16 protein-coding genes and 1 riboswitch are annotated in these 16,642 nt (G+C 40.2%); of the genes, 10 read left to right on the plus strand and 6 right to left on the minus strand.

The window, feature by feature from the left end; genetic code table 11:
* The first annotated feature begins 380 nt into the window (after positions 1-380).
* The 4 genes from HMPREF2607_RS08320 to HMPREF2607_RS08335 are packed head-to-tail and all read left to right on the plus strand — an operon-like array spanning position 381 to position 3,356.
* The gene (locus HMPREF2607_RS08320) at positions 381-1,061 is read left to right on the plus strand and encodes an amino acid ABC transporter permease (RefSeq protein ID WP_003094028.1); all 681 of its coding nucleotides are present in this window, start codon (positions 381-383) and stop codon (positions 1,059-1,061) included.
* The gene (locus HMPREF2607_RS08325; RefSeq protein ID WP_002891585.1) at positions 1,021-1,698 is read left to right on the plus strand and encodes an amino acid ABC transporter permease; all 678 of its coding nucleotides are present in this window, start codon (positions 1,021-1,023) and stop codon (positions 1,696-1,698) included. The genes HMPREF2607_RS08320 and HMPREF2607_RS08325 overlap by 41 nt, the downstream gene beginning before the upstream one ends.
* A 1-nt stretch (position 1,699) precedes the next feature.
* Complete coding sequence (locus HMPREF2607_RS08330) at positions 1,700-2,458, plus strand: amino acid ABC transporter ATP-binding protein (protein WP_060971738.1); 759 nt, start codon at positions 1,700-1,702, stop codon at positions 2,456-2,458.
* Positions 2,459-2,501: 43 nt separating this feature from the next.
* Positions 2,502-3,356, plus strand: coding sequence for a cysteine ABC transporter substrate-binding protein (locus HMPREF2607_RS08335; RefSeq protein WP_002891583.1), 855 nt, complete (start codon positions 2,502-2,504; stop codon positions 3,354-3,356).
* A 105-nt stretch (positions 3,357-3,461) separates the two neighbouring features.
* Here the strand turns inward: HMPREF2607_RS08335 and HMPREF2607_RS08340 are convergent, their stop codons facing one another.
* Genes HMPREF2607_RS08340 through HMPREF2607_RS08350 form a run of 3 tightly spaced genes read right to left on the minus strand, consistent with a single transcriptional unit; the run spans position 3,462 to position 5,524 of the window.
* On the minus strand, positions 3,462-4,163 hold the full coding sequence (locus HMPREF2607_RS08340) for a hypothetical protein (protein ID WP_037602765.1): 702 nt from the start codon (positions 4,161-4,163) through the stop codon (positions 3,462-3,464).
* Positions 4,132-4,860: a hypothetical protein gene (locus HMPREF2607_RS08345; protein WP_048790315.1), complete on the minus strand. Its 729-nt coding sequence runs from the start codon at positions 4,858-4,860 to the stop codon at positions 4,132-4,134. Before HMPREF2607_RS08345 ends, HMPREF2607_RS08340 begins: the two co-directional genes overlap by 32 nt.
* Positions 4,829-5,524, minus strand: coding sequence for a hypothetical protein (locus tag HMPREF2607_RS08350; protein ID WP_225791462.1), 696 nt, complete (start codon positions 5,522-5,524; stop codon positions 4,829-4,831). Before HMPREF2607_RS08350 ends, HMPREF2607_RS08345 begins: the two co-directional genes overlap by 32 nt.
* Before the next feature lie 142 nt (positions 5,525-5,666).
* Here HMPREF2607_RS08350 and murF point away from each other — a divergent pair, with 142 nt between their 5' ends.
* From murF to HMPREF2607_RS08365, 3 genes are all read left to right on the plus strand, one after another.
* A complete protein-coding gene (gene murF, locus HMPREF2607_RS08355) occupies positions 5,667-7,040 on the plus strand; it encodes a UDP-N-acetylmuramoyl-tripeptide--D-alanyl-D-alanine ligase (RefSeq protein ID WP_021143734.1) in 1,374 nt (457 codons plus the stop codon).
* 88 nt (positions 7,041-7,128) lie between these two features.
* Positions 7,129-7,788: a YwaF family protein gene (locus HMPREF2607_RS08360; RefSeq protein WP_021143735.1), complete on the plus strand. Its 660-nt coding sequence runs from the start codon at positions 7,129-7,131 to the stop codon at positions 7,786-7,788.
* A 366-nt stretch (positions 7,789-8,154) separates the two neighbouring features.
* Positions 8,155-9,699 carry a peptide chain release factor 3 gene (locus tag HMPREF2607_RS08365; protein ID WP_002884210.1) on the plus strand — a complete coding sequence of 515 codons (1,545 nt, stop codon included), beginning with the start codon at positions 8,155-8,157 and terminating at the stop codon, positions 9,697-9,699.
* Positions 9,700-10,228: 529 nt separating this feature from the next.
* Here HMPREF2607_RS08365 and HMPREF2607_RS08370 read toward each other — a convergent pair.
* The 3 genes from HMPREF2607_RS08370 to thiT all read right to left on the minus strand — a co-directional run bounded on the left by HMPREF2607_RS08370 (position 10,229) and on the right by thiT (position 13,126).
* Entirely contained in the window at positions 10,229-11,407 is a 1,179-nt protein-coding gene (locus tag HMPREF2607_RS08370) for a ryptide export MFS transporter (RefSeq protein WP_048790316.1), read from the minus strand.
* 112 nt (positions 11,408-11,519) lie between these two features.
* The gene (locus HMPREF2607_RS08375) at positions 11,520-12,383 is read right to left on the minus strand and encodes a helix-turn-helix domain-containing protein (RefSeq protein ID WP_070476680.1); all 864 of its coding nucleotides are present in this window, start codon (positions 12,381-12,383) and stop codon (positions 11,520-11,522) included.
* A gap of 167 nt (positions 12,384-12,550) precedes the next feature.
* Positions 12,551-13,126 (minus strand): energy-coupled thiamine transporter ThiT, encoded by a 576-nt coding sequence (gene thiT, locus HMPREF2607_RS08380; protein WP_002884661.1) that lies wholly within the window; start codon positions 13,124-13,126, stop codon positions 12,551-12,553.
* A gap of 81 nt (positions 13,127-13,207) precedes the next feature.
* A riboswitch (TPP riboswitch) is annotated at positions 13,208-13,327 on the minus strand.
* A gap of 103 nt (positions 13,328-13,430) precedes the next feature.
* Here thiT and HMPREF2607_RS08385 point away from each other — a divergent pair.
* The 3 genes from HMPREF2607_RS08385 to HMPREF2607_RS08395 all read left to right on the plus strand — a co-directional run bounded on the left by HMPREF2607_RS08385 (position 13,431) and on the right by HMPREF2607_RS08395 (position 16,513).
* Complete coding sequence (locus tag HMPREF2607_RS08385) at positions 13,431-13,811, plus strand: PH domain-containing protein (protein WP_013991039.1); 381 nt, start codon at positions 13,431-13,433, stop codon at positions 13,809-13,811.
* 12 nt (positions 13,812-13,823) lie between these two features.
* Complete coding sequence (locus HMPREF2607_RS08390; protein WP_070476682.1) at positions 13,824-14,729, plus strand: magnesium transporter CorA family protein; 906 nt, start codon at positions 13,824-13,826, stop codon at positions 14,727-14,729.
* Between the two features lie 194 nt (positions 14,730-14,923).
* Positions 14,924-16,513 (plus strand): degradosome RNA helicase CshA, encoded by a 1,590-nt coding sequence (locus HMPREF2607_RS08395; protein ID WP_037602793.1) that lies wholly within the window; start codon positions 14,924-14,926, stop codon positions 16,511-16,513.
* Positions 16,514-16,642: the final 129 nt, after the last annotated feature.

A 16,642-nucleotide genomic window follows, 5' to 3' on the forward strand; every position in this document is an offset into this window, starting at 1 on the left:
GTTTTTTTCTTTACAGAAATCTAGATTTTATTTATATCTTTTCTTTATCACCTCGATAAAAAATACATATTATCCAAATAATCTAACAGGTGGTAGAATAAATCTAACGTTTCAAATGAAATAAAGCAATTCGTTCGTGTTTGATGAAGATTTGCGTGTCGCGATGATTATCAGAGGCGAGTGAAGGTCAAAGGGCTAGAAGTAGATGGCAGTGAGTGCTCACGAAATTTTACACGCCTTTTGTATCTTGTAGAATTGAACACAGGCTAAATTCCTAGAGCAAAAGATAGACTTCCTAGTGTGCCAGCACACGTCGTCAGTTTCCTATTTGTCTTACGGAATTTTCTACGCCCTTTGTATCTTAAATGAGGAGGTAAGTTTTGGACTGGTCCATTGTTCAACAGTATTTGCCCTTTTATCAGAAGGCATTCTTTTTAACCTTACATATTGCCGTTCTGGGGATTTTTGGTTCCTTCCTTTTGGGCTTGGTGGTGAGTGTTATTCGTCATTATCGAGTGCCGGTTTTGAGTCAGCTTTCGACGGCTTATATTGAGCTATCTCGTAATACGCCGCTCTTAATTCAGCTCTTCTTTCTCTACTTTGGCTTGCCTCGTATAGGTTTGGTTCTATCCTCAGAGGCTTGTGCTGTGGTAGGTTTGATTTTCTTGGGTGGTTCCTATATGGCGGAGTCCTTCCGAAGTGGTCTAGAGGCTGTTAGTCAGACCCAACATGAAGTGGGCTTGTCTATTGGTTTGACGCCGTTCCAAGTCTTTCGCTATGTGGTCCTTCCTCAGGCAGTAGCTGTGGCGTTGCCGTCATTTAGTGCTAACGTTATTTTCCTTATCAAGGAAACGTCAGTATTCTCAGCGGTAGCCTTGGCGGATTTGATGTATGTGGCTAAGGATTTGATTGGTCTTTACTACGAAACCGATGTGGCTCTAGGCATGTTGGTGGTGGCTTATCTCTTGATGTTGCTGCCGATTTCTCTAGTCTTTAGTTGGATTGAAAGGAGGTTACGCTATGCAGGATTCGGGCTTTCAGGTTCTTCTTCAGGGGAATAATTTCCTACGTATCTTACAAGGTTTAGGCGTAACTATTGGGATTTCCATCGTTTCGGTGCTTCTGTCCCTTTTATTAGGAACCCTTTTTGGAATTGTCATGACTTCTAAATCTAAGATTGTACGTTTTTTGTCACGTATTTATCTGGAATTTATTCGTATCATGCCCCAGTTAGTCTTGCTCTTCATTGTTTATTTTGGTCTGGCTAGGAATTTTAACATCAATATCTCAGGCGAGCTATCGGCTATTATCGTCTTTACCCTATGGGGAACGGCTGAGATGGGTGATTTGGTGCGTGGGTCAATCACGTCACTACCTAGACACCAGTTTGAGAGCGGAAGGGCCCTTGGCTTGACCAATGGCCAACTCTATACCTATGTGATTATCCCACAAGTCTTGCGTCGCTTGTTGCCTCAGGCTATTAACCTGGTGACACGTATGATTAAGACCACATCCTTGGTGGTTTTGATTGGCGTAGTAGAGGTGACCAAGGTTGGTCAGCAGATTATTGATAGTAACCGCCTGACTATTCCAACAGCTTCTTTCTGGATTTATGGCACGATTTTGATTCTTTATTTTGCCATTTGTTACCCAGTATCTAAGCTGTCTACTTATCTTGAAAATCGTTGGAGGAATTAAGATGACAGAAAGCATTTTACAAATCAAGGATTTGAAAAAGTCCTTTGGGGACAATCAGATTCTCAAAGGCATCTCCTTGGATGTTAAACAAGGTGAAGTCGTTGTTATCCTGGGTTCCTCAGGTTGTGGGAAATCGACCTTGCTACGTTGTATCAATGGCTTGGAGACTATTCAAGGAGGGGATATTCTCCTGGATGGCAAGTCTATCACTAGTAGCAAGAAGGATTTTCACTTGATTCGTCAGAAAATCGGAATGGTCTTTCAAAGTTATGACCTCTTCCCGCATTTGGACATCCTGCAAAATCTGATTTTGGGACCGGTCAAAGCTCAAGGGCGTAACAAGGAAGAGGTTATTGCGGAGGCTGAGAAACTTTTGGACCGTGTGGGACTTTTGGACAAGAAGCATAGCTTTGCGCGACAACTGTCGGGTGGTCAAAAGCAACGTGTAGCCATTGTCCGTTCACTGCTCATGCATCCTGAAGTTATTCTCTTCGACGAAGTGACGGCGTCGCTTGACCCTGAGATGGTTCGTGAAGTTTTGGAATTGATCAATGACCTCGCTCAAGAAGGGCGTACCATGTTGATTGTAACCCATGAGCTTCAGTTTGCGCGTGCCATCGCTGACCGTATTATCTTTATGGATAAGGGTGTCATCGCTGAGGAAGGTACTGCTGAAGAATTCTTCAATCATCCAAAGACACAGCGAGCTCAAGAGTTTCTCAATGTCTTTGACTTCAGCCAGTTTGGTGCCTATTTGTAACCCATTGTTTTTAATAAAAAATATAATATTTTAGGAGATATTTATGAAATTAACAAAGAAAATTTTTGCCCTATTAGCCCTCGTCTTTGCCTTGGTGGCAGTGACTGCTTGCTCAAGTAACAGTAGCTCTGGTAAATCAACAGCCAAAGCACGTACTATTGAAGAAATTAAGAAGAGTGGTGAACTCCGTATCGCCGTTTTTGCGGACAAGAAACCTTTCGGTTATGTAGATAACAAGGGTGCTTACCAAGGTTACGATATTGAACTTGGTAACCGTTTGGCTAAAGACTTGGGTGTTAAACCTAAATACGTCTCAGTAGATGCGGCCAACCGTGCAGAATTCTTGATTTCAAACAAGGTAGATATTACGCTTGCCAACTTCACAGTAACTGATGAACGTAAGAAACAAGTGGACTTCGCTCTTCCTTATATGAAAGTCTCAATCGGTGTGGTATCACCTAAAGATAAGGTCATTAAGGACGTTAAAGAGCTTGAAGGTAAGACTTTGATTGTTACTAAGGGGACAACTGCTGAAACTTACTTTGAAAAGAACTACCCAAATATCAAATTGCAAAAGTATGACCAATATAGCGACGCTTACCAAGCCCTCCTTGATGGTCGTGGCGATGCCTTCTCAACAGATAATACAGAAGTTCTTGCTTGGGCTCTAGAAAATAAAGGTTACGAAGTTGGAATCACATCGCTTGGTAACCCAGATACTATTGCCCCAGCCGTTCAAAAAGGTAACAAAGAACTCCTTGACTTTATCAATAAAGACATTAAGAAACTTGGCGAAGAGAATTTCTTCCACAAAGATTATGAAAAAACACTTCACCCAACTTACGGTGATGCAGCTAAAGCTGATGACCTCGTGGTTGAAGGTGGCGAAGTGAAATAAGGCTAATTCCTCTCTAAGGGGAAATCTTGCTTAACAAGAATAAAACAAGTAAAACCACCTCGTGGCTATCTAGCTCAGCTAGAAGCAGGAGTGGTTTTTCTTGTTTTAGGGTGATTTTTTTCTCACCTTTTTACTTTTTATGTTTCTCCACCCAATGACAATAATTGACAAGAAAGCGGTTCCCACCATTCCCCAAAAAAGAAAAGAGTCAATATAATCAAAAAAAGTTTTGCGTTCACCATAGACCGAGGTAGAGCCATCTTTCCAAGTAATGGTTTTGTCCCTATCATCAATCCTTTTGTAGGACTCATCATTATAAGTCAAATAATGATCCTTCCGTACATACATATTCAAATAGTTATAGCCGTGCTTTGTGGGAAGGTCTGAAAACAGACTTTCCTTGGCGTAAACTTCAATGTAGATGGTTCCATCTTTAAGACCTTTAATTTTCTGAGTTCGAGCATTTTTGATAAGGAGTTTTCCATCTTGTACAATCTCCCAATCGTACTTACGACTTCTTCCTCCTTCGTTATAGGAAATAGCAAGCTTGTGGTTTTCAGACTGCCATAGCCCGTAGATACTATTTTCACTGATACCATCATAAAAGAATCTAATATAGATGTTGACTATAGGTATCATGATTAGAAAACAAATACTCAAAATCTTGACTAAACGGTTTTTGAATTTACCCCAACGTGCTCGCCATCCAGTTTTGTACTTTTGTGTTCTTCGATATTCATTTTGTGAATGGTCACTTATATTAATTTTCTGTCGGTCAGCGTATTTTCTCTTTAGTTGATGCCTCATTTAGCCTATTTTTCCTTTTTAGATTTCTTTTTATTCTCCAATCGACAAAAATGACATACAAAAACATAGAACCAATAATTCCAAATACGATATGAGGTTTCAGACGATCAAACAAGGTTATTCGTTGACCATAAAGGGATTTTGAACCATCTTTCCAGGTAATGCTCTTGTTTTCATCATCAATCCGTTTGTAGGATTCGCCATCATAGGTCAAGTAATTGTCTTTACGGACATACATATTCAAATAGTTGTAGCCGTTCTTAGTGGGGAGGTTTGAAAGCAGGCGCTCCTCGGCATAAACTTCAATGTAGAGGGTACCGTCATTAAAGCGTTTAATCTCATCAATGCGTGCATTTTTGATGAGGACATTTCCATCCTGAACAATCTCCCAATTGCGCTTACCTGACTTGTAACCTCCTTCGTAGGATATGGCAAGCTGATGGCTTTCAGATTGCCAAAGACCATAGATACTGTCTTTATATACGTTATGATCAAAGAAAATAACATAGATAATGAATATAGGTAAGATGATTAGGAAACCTATCCCCAAAATGTTAGCTAAACGGTCTGTAAATTTATCCCAGCGTGCTCGCCATCCCGTTTTACATTTTTGTTCTTTTCGATATGCTTTTCGTGACTGATACTTTCGATTGAGTTTCTTTCGGTCAGCGTATTTTCTGTTTGTTTGGTGTCTCATTGAGTTTTTCTCTCCTCTTTTGCCGAGCCTCTATAATGATAAGAAATGAGCAAATCCCCATAAGTATCAAATAGAAGGCTTCAAAAACCTCATCTATAGTGGTTTTCCGTTCACCATAAGGGCTGGTAGAACCATCTTTCCAAGTAATAGTCTTGTTTCCAGAATTGATACGCTTGTAGGACTCACCGTCATAGGTAAGATAATTATTTTTGCGAAGATAGAAATCCATATAGCTGAAGCCGTCCTTGGTGGGGAGGTCTGTCAGGTAGCCTTCCACAGTGTAGAGCTCCATGTGAAGAGTCCCGTCATTAAGCCGCTTGACCGGGCGAGTTCTAGCAGCATAGATAATATACTTACCATCCTGTACGACTTGCCAGTCGATATTTCCTCGCTTGCGAATATGCTTATAGGAAATCGCTAACTTATGATGATCAGATTGCCAGAGACCATAAATGTTATCTTTGTTGACGGTATAATGATCGTAATAATAAAAACCACCATACAGCAGTGCAAGCAGCACTAAGATAATCAATTCAGATGTTGGCTCTAGTGGGATGATCTTTCTCCAATCAAACCGCCATCCTTTAGGTTCTTCAATACTTTGGCAGTCGCTATTTATATTTTCCTCTCCTTTAGAGAGGTTGATTAATTTTTTCTTTGTCATACCTAATCCTTTCATCAACCATTGTAACAAATTCATCTCCCAAGCAAAAGCTAGCCTGATTTGTGATATAATTGGGAGTGATTGCGGGCAAGAAAATCTTATTTCTTGCCAGACTTGTAAAAATAAAACAGAGGATTTTAAGATGAAACTGACACTCCATGAAATTGCCAAGGTTGTTGGCGCTAAAAATGATGTCACAGCCTATGAAGATGTTGCCATTAACCAGATTGAGTTTGATAGCCGTAAGATTACAGCGGGCGACCTCTTTTTGCCGCTCAAAGGTGCGCGTGATGGACATGATTTTATCCAAACAGCCTTTGACAATGGTGCTCTAGCGACATTCACAGAAAAAGAATTATCGGCTGATCAAGCTCACATTCTAGTCGATGATGCTCTTGAAGCCTTCCAAAAACTAGCTGCCTACTATCTTGAAAAGACCGGTGTTGACGTTATTGCGGTGACTGGTTCTAACGGTAAGACAACGACCAAGGACATGATTCATGATATCTTGGCCACAACCTATCGTACTTACAAAACCCAAGGTAATTACAACAATGAGATTGGTCTTCCTTATACAGCCCTCCACATGCCTGATGATACGGAGAAAATCGTCCTTGAGATGGGGCAAGACCACATGGGAGACATTCACCTCTTGTCAACCTTGGCGAAGCCAAAAACAGCTGTTGTTACCTTAATCGGAGAGGCTCACTTGGAATTCTTCGGTAGTCGTGACAAGATTGCTCAAGGTAAAATGCAAATGCAAGACGGTATGCCTGATGCTAGTCTCTTGCTTGTACCTAGTGATCCTATCGTCGATCCATTCTTGCCAAGCAATCTTGAAGTTGTACGCTTTGGGGATGGTGCGGAGCTTACGGTCTCTGAGTTAACAGAATTCAAGGATCACCTCACCTTCTCAACGAATTTCCTAGACGGACAAGTTACCTTGCCAGTTACTGGAAAATATAATGCCACAAATGCCATGGTTGCTGCCTATGTCGCAAAACACTTGGGTGTAACTGAGGAAAATATCCTCTCAGCTCTTGCTAACTTGCAGCTTACAAAGAACCGTACTGAATGGAAAAAAGCAGCTAACGGTGCCGACATCCTTTCAGATGTCTACAATGCCAATCCAACAGCCATGAAGCTCATTTTGGAGACCTTCTCAGCCATTCCTAAGAATGAAGGAGGTAAGAAAATCGCTGTCTTAGCCGATATGAAAGAACTCGGTGAACAGTCCGTGCAACTTCACACACAGATGATTCTAAGCCTGACACCAGATGCTATTGATACGGTGATTTTCTACGGTGAGGATATTGCAGAATTGTCGCAACTTGCTAGCCAAATGTTTCCACTTGGTCATGTTTATTATTTCAAGAAAACAGCTGACGAAGACCAATTTGACGCTATGGTCAAACAAATCAAAGAAAGCCTAGGCGAGCACGATCAAATCTTGCTCAAGGGCTCTAACTCTATGAACCTAGCTAAGGTCGTGGAAGAATTACAAGCTAAGAATTAAGTTCTCTAACCTGCTCTCCAAGCAGGTTTTTGCTTTACCCTGAAATTTGATATAATAGCAGGCATAGTAATTTCAGCAGGAGAAGAGAATGAAGAATTTTTTGACAACCACCCAAACTCATCCACCTCAGATACCTTTGCCCTATTATTTGCTCATGCTTTTGGCGATGCTACTTCTGAGTTACTTGAGTTGGCGTTGGTATAAGAATAAGATATGGCGTTGGACCTTTCTCACTATCCAAGCCATTCAACTCTTTGCCCTCTATACTTGGTACCTCTGGCAGGGCTTTCCACTTTACATTAGTCTGCCCCTTTACCATTGCCGCATGGCCATGTTTGCTGTTCTCCTCCTGAAAAATAGTAGAATAAAGAGCTATTTCGCTATTATGGGAGTCATCGGGACCTACTGTGCATTGATTTATCCAGTATTTGATCCCTATGAGTTTCCACATATCACAGGCTTTTCTTTCCTAATTGGCCACTATGCCCTACTGGTCAATAGCCTCAATGTCATCTTTAATAGTTATAAAACTCATCCCATCAGCAAGCGGCTGATTGTGGTGGCTACCTTATTACTAAATCTAGCTTTGGTAATAGTTAATCAGACCATCGGTGGAAACTATGGCATGCTTAAACACACACCATTTATTATGGGAACTCCCTTACTTGTCAAATACCTTGCTGTTTCAGGAGCTCTGATTATTCTCATGATCATCATGAAAAAAGGTCTGGAGCATTTTGAAGAGTAATATTAAATAAATTAAGAAACACGCTATCAGAAAGTTGATAGCGTGCTTTGTCAATTTATTTGTTTTATTCTAGTTTTATTCTAACACAAAACGCTTTCAGAATTGCTTTCACACTGTAATTTGGATATAATAAAAGAGCTGTGCCTGCGAGAATTATCGCAAGCCTCGACAACAAATGTAGCTTTCAAAAGACAGAAATTTTCTGAAAGAAGAGCTACAACGATCTTGCTTTTCGTTCTGGTAAAAAACCTATTGCCATTAGTAGCTCTGGGACATGGGATTTTTGAGATTTACAAAGAAGCTGCTGACATCCATACCACTAAGGAAAAGTAACAAAAAGATAATTTTTAAAGAAGAAAGAAAACTATGAGCATTCAAGACGAAATCAAAAAACGCCGTACTTTTGCCATCATCTCTCACCCCGATGCCGGTAAAACAACAATCACTGAACAATTGCTTTACTTTGGGGGTGAAATCCGTGAAGCTGGTACCGTAAAAGGTAAGAAAACCGGAAATTTTGCCAAATCAGACTGGATGGATATTGAGAAACAACGTGGTATCTCAGTAACCTCATCTGTGATGCAGTTTGACTATGCGGGTAAACGTGTCAATATCCTTGATACCCCAGGGCACGAGGACTTCTCAGAAGATACCTACCGTACCCTTATGGCGGTTGATGCTGCCGTCATGGTTGTTGACTCAGCCAAAGGTATCGAGGCCCAAACCAAAAAACTTTTCGAAGTTGTCAAACACCGTGGGATTCCTGTCTTCACCTTCATGAACAAATTGGACCGTGATGGACGTGAGCCACTTGACCTCTTGGAAGAGTTGGAAGAAGTGCTTGGTATTGCCAGTTACCCAATGAACTGGCCTATCGGTATGGGTAAAGCTTTCGAAGGACTTTACGACCTTTATAACGAACGCTTGGAGCTTTACAAAGGTGATGAGCGCTTTGCCAAGATTGAAGATGGGGATACTCTTTTTGCCAACAACCCATTCTATGAGCAAGCTAAAGAAGATATTGAACTCTTGACAGAAGCGGGTAATGAATTCTCAGAAGAAGCTATTTTAGCTGGTGAATTGACACCGGTCTTCTTCGGTTCTGCCCTTACTAACTTTGGGGTTCAAACCTTCCTCGATACCTTCCTCAAATTTGCACCAGAACCACATGGTCACAAGACAGTGGATGGTGACGAGATTGATCCTCTCAACAAGGATTTCTCTGGTTTTGTTTTCAAAATCCAAGCCAATATGGACCCACGTCACCGTGACCGTATTGCCTTTGTTCGTATCGTTTCTGGTGAATTTGAGCGTGGTATGAGTGTTAATCTAACCCGCACAGGTAAAGGAGCTAAGCTCTCTAACGTCACTCAGTTCATGGCCGAATCTCGTGAAAATGTCGAAAATGCCGTTGCTGGAGATATTATCGGGGTTTACGATACAGGAACTTACCAAGTTGGTGATACCCTTACTGTAGGTAAAAACAAATTTGAATTTGAGCCACTACCAACCTTTACGCCTGAGTTGTTCATGAAAGTTTCTGCTAAAAACGTCATGAAACAGAAGTCCTTCCACAAAGGAATCGAACAATTGGTGCAAGAAGGAGCCATCCAGCTCTACACCAACTACCAAACAGGCGAATACATGCTTGGTGCCGTTGGTCAACTTCAGTTTGAAGTCTTCAAACACCGTATGGAAAATGAATACAATGCCGAAGTCGTTATGACACCAATGGGTAAAAAGACTGTGCGTTGGATTCAACCTGAGGACCTCGATGAACGCATGTCATCAAGCCGAAATATCTTGGCCAAAGACCGCTTTGACCAACCAGTCTTCCTCTTTGAAAATGACTTTGCCCTCCGTTGGTTTGCGGATAAATATCCTGATGTAACATTGGAAGAGAAGATGTAATGTACTAAGATTGCTTGGCTATTTCATAGCCTAAGCAATCTACGCCACGTCCTATGGGACAGTGGCTAAGTCCCTTACTAACTCGAAAACGGAAAATAATCGTTTCCGTTTTCTCATGTCGTAATGCTATGTATAGTTTATGTAAATCGTTCATCTTTTGACGCTAGCCACTATCTTGTGTCTAGCTAGCCGTCTCACTAACTACGTCAGACGAATAATATCGATTCGTCTGACTTCGTGTCGTAACATCTTAATGATGTTATTTATGAAGTGTTCTATGTGACCGTGGCTAAGTCCCTTACTAACTCGAAAACGGAAAAGTATCGTTTCCTTTTTCTCATGTCATAATACTATGTATAGTTTAAGTAAATCGTTCATCTTTTGACGCTAGCCCCTATCTTGTAGCTAACTAGCCGTCTCACTAACTACGTCACGTCTCTAAAACAACACAAAAAAATATAGGACTATCTAATCAGATAGTCCTATTTTTTTTATAAACCTAATAGTTATCAAGTATACCTATGATTAATTACTTTAGATAATTACGATTATGATAAATCAAGCCAGCTTCTAAAAGTATGCAAATTGTTGATAGCCAGAAACTTGTTGTAATTCCAAATTTTTCAGTAATAGAACTCATCAGAAAGACGAAAACTGAAAAAGCAAGGGTTGAAATGACTTCAAATACAGAATAAACATGTACTAACTGATTTTCATCGACAGTTTCCTGAAGAAAGACACTTTCAGGTACTTCTTTTAACTGAGAAAAGAAGCCGATTAAACTTGAGAAAATAAAAAATGTTTGTGTGTTTGAGAAAAAGAGGATACTGGCTGTGATGGTCGCCATTGCTAAGAGTGAAAAGAGAATACTTTTCCACTTATGCGCTAAAAAATTTTCGGATAGTTTGTAGACAATTATTCCACCTAAAATGATACCAAGGGAATAGGCTGTATTTGAGTAGCCCCAGTAACTTTCAGTTTGTTTTAACACCTCGGTTACAAAAACAAGGATTACAGACGATACCCAGATTGTATTTGAGAAGTCCTCTAATAAATTTGCTTGAACAAATAACTTTAATTTAGGATTTTTTGCAACTAACTTCCATCCTTTTACTAGAGTATCAAGATTTGTCTCCGCTTCTAACTGCTCAATTTTGGCCTGAGGAAGAGAGAGCATCACAAAAGTGGAAAGGAGATAAAGGAGTAAGACTATCAACAGTGTGGGAAAAAGACCAAGCGAAGTATATAAGAGACCGCCCAGTCCCCAACCAATCAATTGTACTCCCTCACCACTCATTGATAAGGCAGCATTTGCCTTTCCCAAATTTGTGGCATATCTAGGAATCATGGCATAAGATACGGGTGACGCAAAGCCATCTAAGATAGAAATAGCGACAACAAAGATATACAATCCTAGGGCTGGAACAAATTGAGCCTTAATGAGCATTACAAGGAGTATTGCTAATAAAAAAGTCTTTCCACATTGAGTGAAAGAAAGCACTCTATTTAGGGATATTTTTTTAATCACCAATGGCACTAGAAGGCTTGCCACGAAAGCTGACAATCCGATTAGAATCGGAACCATTGAGGTTGCAATAACGGATTTTGTAATGACGTAGATATTTGCAATGAGGGATACCCTGAGAAAAATGTCAGCTAAGTTAGCAAATAACTGAGAGATAAGTAATTTCAGAAAGGATTTAGACATATCGTTTCTCCATATTGGTTACCAAATCTGGAAATGAAATTGGATTCACACATATTTTTAAATAATTTTACAAGAATAATAATCTTATTTAATAATTTCCCATATATGCTTGCTAACTATTTTCCTCTATCAATTTTTTCAAATGTGCTTCATAAGTCTTTGCAATATGCTCGCTCCCTGCCAATTTCATGGCACCAATACATTTCTTCATTTCGATAATGGACTGATTATTTCCTTCTTTTTTATATTGATAATAATTTTGTGCATATTGAAAAACCAATCGTTCATAAATTTCAGTCTCGATAAAAAAGCATTGGTTTAATTGTTTTTCAAAATACAGTGCATCAATGAGTTCTTCTCTTTCTATGCATGTAATATAAACATTTAATGACATGGTTGATATCATGCGTCGATTATTAGGAATCTCTTTGTAAAAATCAGACCTTCTAGACATCTCCTTTGCCAAAACCATAAGAGTCTCATGGTTCAACACATCTAAGGTATTTGCAAAAATCAATAATTCATAATAACCCCAGTACTCAACACTAAATAGATAATCGGTTAAATCGGTTAGGTCTTGCTGTGTATAATAGCTTTCTCCCGATAAATCCTGCAAGCGAATTTTTAATAAAATAGTATTAATGTGATGAAACTTCTCTCGTTTAGGTTCTGATTCTAATTGAGAATTAAGTAACTTCTTTAATCCATCGATATCATGAGTTGATACAAAAAGTCGAATCTTTGCTAATAGTTCATTCAGTTCATCACGATGAAAATCATGGACAGCATACATGAATTCGTCAATAGGCATGTTAATCTCGTCCAATATCAACATAAACTTTGTAATGGTTAAGTCTGTCTGTCCTTTTTCAAAACGAGACAGTTGAGATGTAGAGATACCAGCTTTTGCGACATCTTTTAATCGTATCCCTCTTGATTCGCGAAATTTTTTAAAAATTTCTCCAAATTTTTGCATGGGAAACCTCCAGTTTGCATATATGGGAACATATATTTTTTTGTATCTTAACATAAAAAACAGTAAAACAAAAGTGAGGTTATTACTGTGAATAGGCGATAATTGCTATTTTTTATAAAAACAAGAAAACCATAGGACTGTCAATTAAGACTGTCCTATGGTTTCTTTTATTTTTCCGTATTTAGTAACCTGCCTAGGAATCGTTGTAGGGCGAAGAAAACGATGAGGCTGGCCAATGTTTCTCCAAGGAAGGATGAGCTATTGACAATAAATGAATAGAGATAAGGGCTTTGTCCTTTAGGGGCATAGCTTCCCCAAAAGATGACACCGGCTATAAAGTGAATGAGGTAACGAGCGAAGCTACCAAGAAGAATCCCCTCAGTAATCACCATCAGAGACTTGACTTTATTGCCTTGTTTAATGGCTTTATCAAGGGCTGGTTTGACCACACCACTGATACCAATCAGACTAAAGGCGACAAAGTACTCCAGAAACCCTTGTGTCAAGGTCAGCCAACCACCGGCTGCCTGTCCTGTCACCACTTGAAGTAGCCCCCAGATAAGTCCGCCCATAGCACCAGCTTTTAAGCCCCAGCGAAAACTGAGGAGAAAGATAGGTACCATCTTAAAGGAAAGGGAAATCCAAGGGCCTAGTGACATGGGCTGAGTAACTAAGTCCAGAATATAAGCAATGGTTGCAAAAAGGGCAACCTCAATCATTGGTCGAATATTTGTTTTCGACATAAAAAAACCTCCTATACCAATCGTCTTGATTGGCTGTTTTTTGCCACATCAAAACGATGTCATAGAAGTTCCTCTATTTCAATCTATTTTGAGACACATCCCTACGCAGGTCCTAACCTGATCAGGTGGTAAGAGTTTAGGCAGGTCTTGAAGAAAAAATCAAGCTAGCCATTCTCAGCAATTGCTCCTCTTGTGACTCTTTAATTGTACTACTAGAAACCCATTTCTGCAAGTGTCTGAAATCCTAAAATTGTGGTATAGTTAAAGCAAGGATTATCTTTACAATAAAAAAGGAGAAACAACTATGGGACTTTTTTCAGGACTGCTTGGCAACGCATCTAAAAAAGATAATGATAAGGTTGAGCGCCAATTGGAAGGTATCTTAATTCCAGGTGAACAGGTGGAGTTAGCCTATGTTTTGGTTCGTGACTTGATTGTCTTTACAGAGAAGCGCTTGATTTTAGTCGATAAGCAAGGTGTTACCGGGAAGAAGACTTCCTACAAGTCTATCCCTTATCACTCGATTTCTCGTTTTACTGTAGAAAGTTCGGGTCACTTTGACCTAGATGCTGAGCTTAAGATTTGGATTTCATCAGCACTGGAGCCCGCAGAGGTCCTGCAATTTAAGAGTGATAATAACGTCTTTGAAATTCAACAAGCTTTGGCAGCAGCAGTGCTAAAGTAATGAGGAAGAAAAATGTTTATTGAAAAAGAACTGGGTTATAAGCGTCACTGGATTAATATTGACTCAGATATTATTTCTGAGCAATCCTACCTTTATACCAAGTATGATATTGACCAGGAAACCATAGAGTATGCCTTGGATAAAAATGAACGAGCTCACATGGACTACAACCGTGAGAATGGAACAATCACTTTTATCTATAATGTTCTGGCTCTTGAGAAGGACAAGGAATACTATGAAACCATTCCTCTGACCTTTATTGTACAAGATACGCGTTTGGTGACCATTAGTAACGAGGATAATGCTTATGTGATCAGCAAAATGGAAGACTATGTGGATAACCATGAGGATTTGTCCATTTATAAATTGCTCTTTGCAGGACTTGAGATGATTTCAAATGCCTACTATCCCGTCATTGAACGTTTGGATCAGCAAAAAGATGAGGTTAGTCGACGTCTAAGGAAGACTACGACAAGTAAGAATCTTTACGACCTTTCAGATTTGGAAACAGGCATGGTTTATTTGGTGGCTGCCGCTACACAAAACCGTCTTCTTTTGGAGCACATCAAGGGGCACGCCATTTATCGTCGTCTCAACGAGGTCGAAAAAGAACAGTTTGATGATGCTATGATTGAAGCTAGACAGTTAGTAGCCATGACGGACCTCATTTCTAAGGTCTTACAGCAATTATCAGGTTCTTATAATAATATCCTAAACAATAATCTGAACAACAACTTGAGTAATTTGACCATTATTGAGGTACTCTTGGGAGTGCTCGCCGTCATTACCGGTTTCTTTGGGATGAATGTTCCTTTACCGTTTATGACGGTTAGTCCAGCCTGGATTTTCATCATTATCGGTAGTGTGATTCTTTGTTTGGTCTTGGCCCGCTACCTTCGTTGGTTGGTCCATAAATAATAATTAGTGAGTGAAACCGTCTTCTCAAATTGAAGGCTGTTTTAAAACGTTATTTTCTGTCTTTTTATTTCTAAATATGATAGACTAGATGAGTTGTTAAAATAAACGACTATTAAATACAGGTAGTTAATCTACTACACAACCAAGTCTCATAAGGTGGCTTCGCACCGCCTTCAAATAGAAAGAAGAATACTTTGAAATTTACAGATTTAAACCTATCAGAAGACATCCAATCAGCTGTTGTAGCTGCCGGTTTTGAAAAACCATCACCTATCCAAGAGTTGACAATTCCACTCGCTCTTGAAGGTAAGGATGTTATCGGTCAGGCCCAAACTGGTACTGGTAAAACAGCTGCCTTTGGTTTGCCTACCCTAGATAAAATTCGTACAGAAGAAAATACAATCCAAGCCCTTGTTATTGCCCCAACACGTGAGTTGGCAGTGCAATCTCAAGAAGAGCTTTTCCGTTTTGGTCGTGACAAAGGCGTTAAAGTTCGCTCAGTCTACGGTGGTTCTAGCATTGAAAAACAAATCAAGGCCCTCCGTTCAGGTGCCCACATCGTTGTAGGGACACCAGGTCGTCTCCTTGACCTTATCAAACGTAAGGCTCTTAAACTCAATAACATCGAGACTTTGATTTTGGATGAAGCGGATGAAATGCTTAACATGGGCTTCCTTGAAGACATTGAAGCTATCATTAGCCGAGTGCCAGAAGAACGTCAAACTCTCCTTTTCTCAGCAACTATGCCTGATGCCATCAAACGAATTGGTGTGCAGTTCATGAAAGACCCTGAGCATGTGAAGATCAAGGCTAAAGAATTGACCAATGTTAACGTTGACCAATACTTTATCCGGGTGAAGGAACAAGAGAAGTTTGATACCATGACTCGCCTTATGGACGTTGACCAACCAGAATTGTCAATTGTCTTTGGTCGTACCAAACGTCGTGTGGATGAGTTGACACGTGGTTTGAAACTTCGTGGTTTCCGTGCAGAAGGTATCCACGGTGACCTTGATCAAAACAAACGTCTTCGTGTTATCCGTGACTTCAAGAACGACCAAATCGATATCTTGGTTGCGACAGACGTTGCAGCGCGTGGTCTTGACATTTCAGGTGTCACTCACGTCTACAACTACGATATTCCACAAGATCCAGAAAGCTACGTTCACCGTATTGGACGTACAGGACGTGCAGGCCAATCAGGTCAATCTATTACTTTCGTAGCACCAAACGAAATGGGTTACTTGGGAATCATCGAAAATTTGACCAAGAAACGCATGAAAGGCCTTAAGCCACCAACAGCTCAAGAAGCCTTCCAGGCTAAGAAGAAAGTTGCCCTTAAGAAAATCGAACGTGACTTTGCGGATGAAGCTATCCGTTCTAACTTTGACAAGTTCAAGGGCGATGCGGTTAAATTGGCTCAAGAATTCACACCTGAAGAATTGGCCCTTTACATCTTGAGCTTGACCGTTCAAGATCCAGAGACAATGCCAGAAGTGGAAATTGCGCGTGAAAAACCATTGCCATTCAAACCATCAGGTGGTGGCTTTGGCGGTAAAGGAGGCAAAGGTGGCCGTGGCAACCGCGGTCGCGATAACAACCGTCGTGGTGGATACCGTGGCGACCGTAACCGCGATGACCGAGACGGCGGCGGACGTCGTGACTTCAAACGCAAGTCTAAGAAGAATAGCCGTGACTTCGAAAACCATGGCAACAAACGCCCACACCGTACCTCAAGCGAAAAGAAAAATGGCTTTGTTATCCGTAACAAGGGTGATAAATAAGCAATGAAAACGCTCTATGAAAATAGAGTGTTTTCCTATACCTTGAATATACAATATAAGTACATAATAAATTGCACTTATTCTTGCAATTTATCGAATCAAAAACAGCACAATTTTAAGTAGAACAAA

This window comes from Streptococcus sp. HMSC078H03, from assembly GCF_001808655.1.
Classification (GTDB): Bacteria; Bacillota; Bacilli; order Lactobacillales; family Streptococcaceae; genus Streptococcus; species Streptococcus salivarius_G.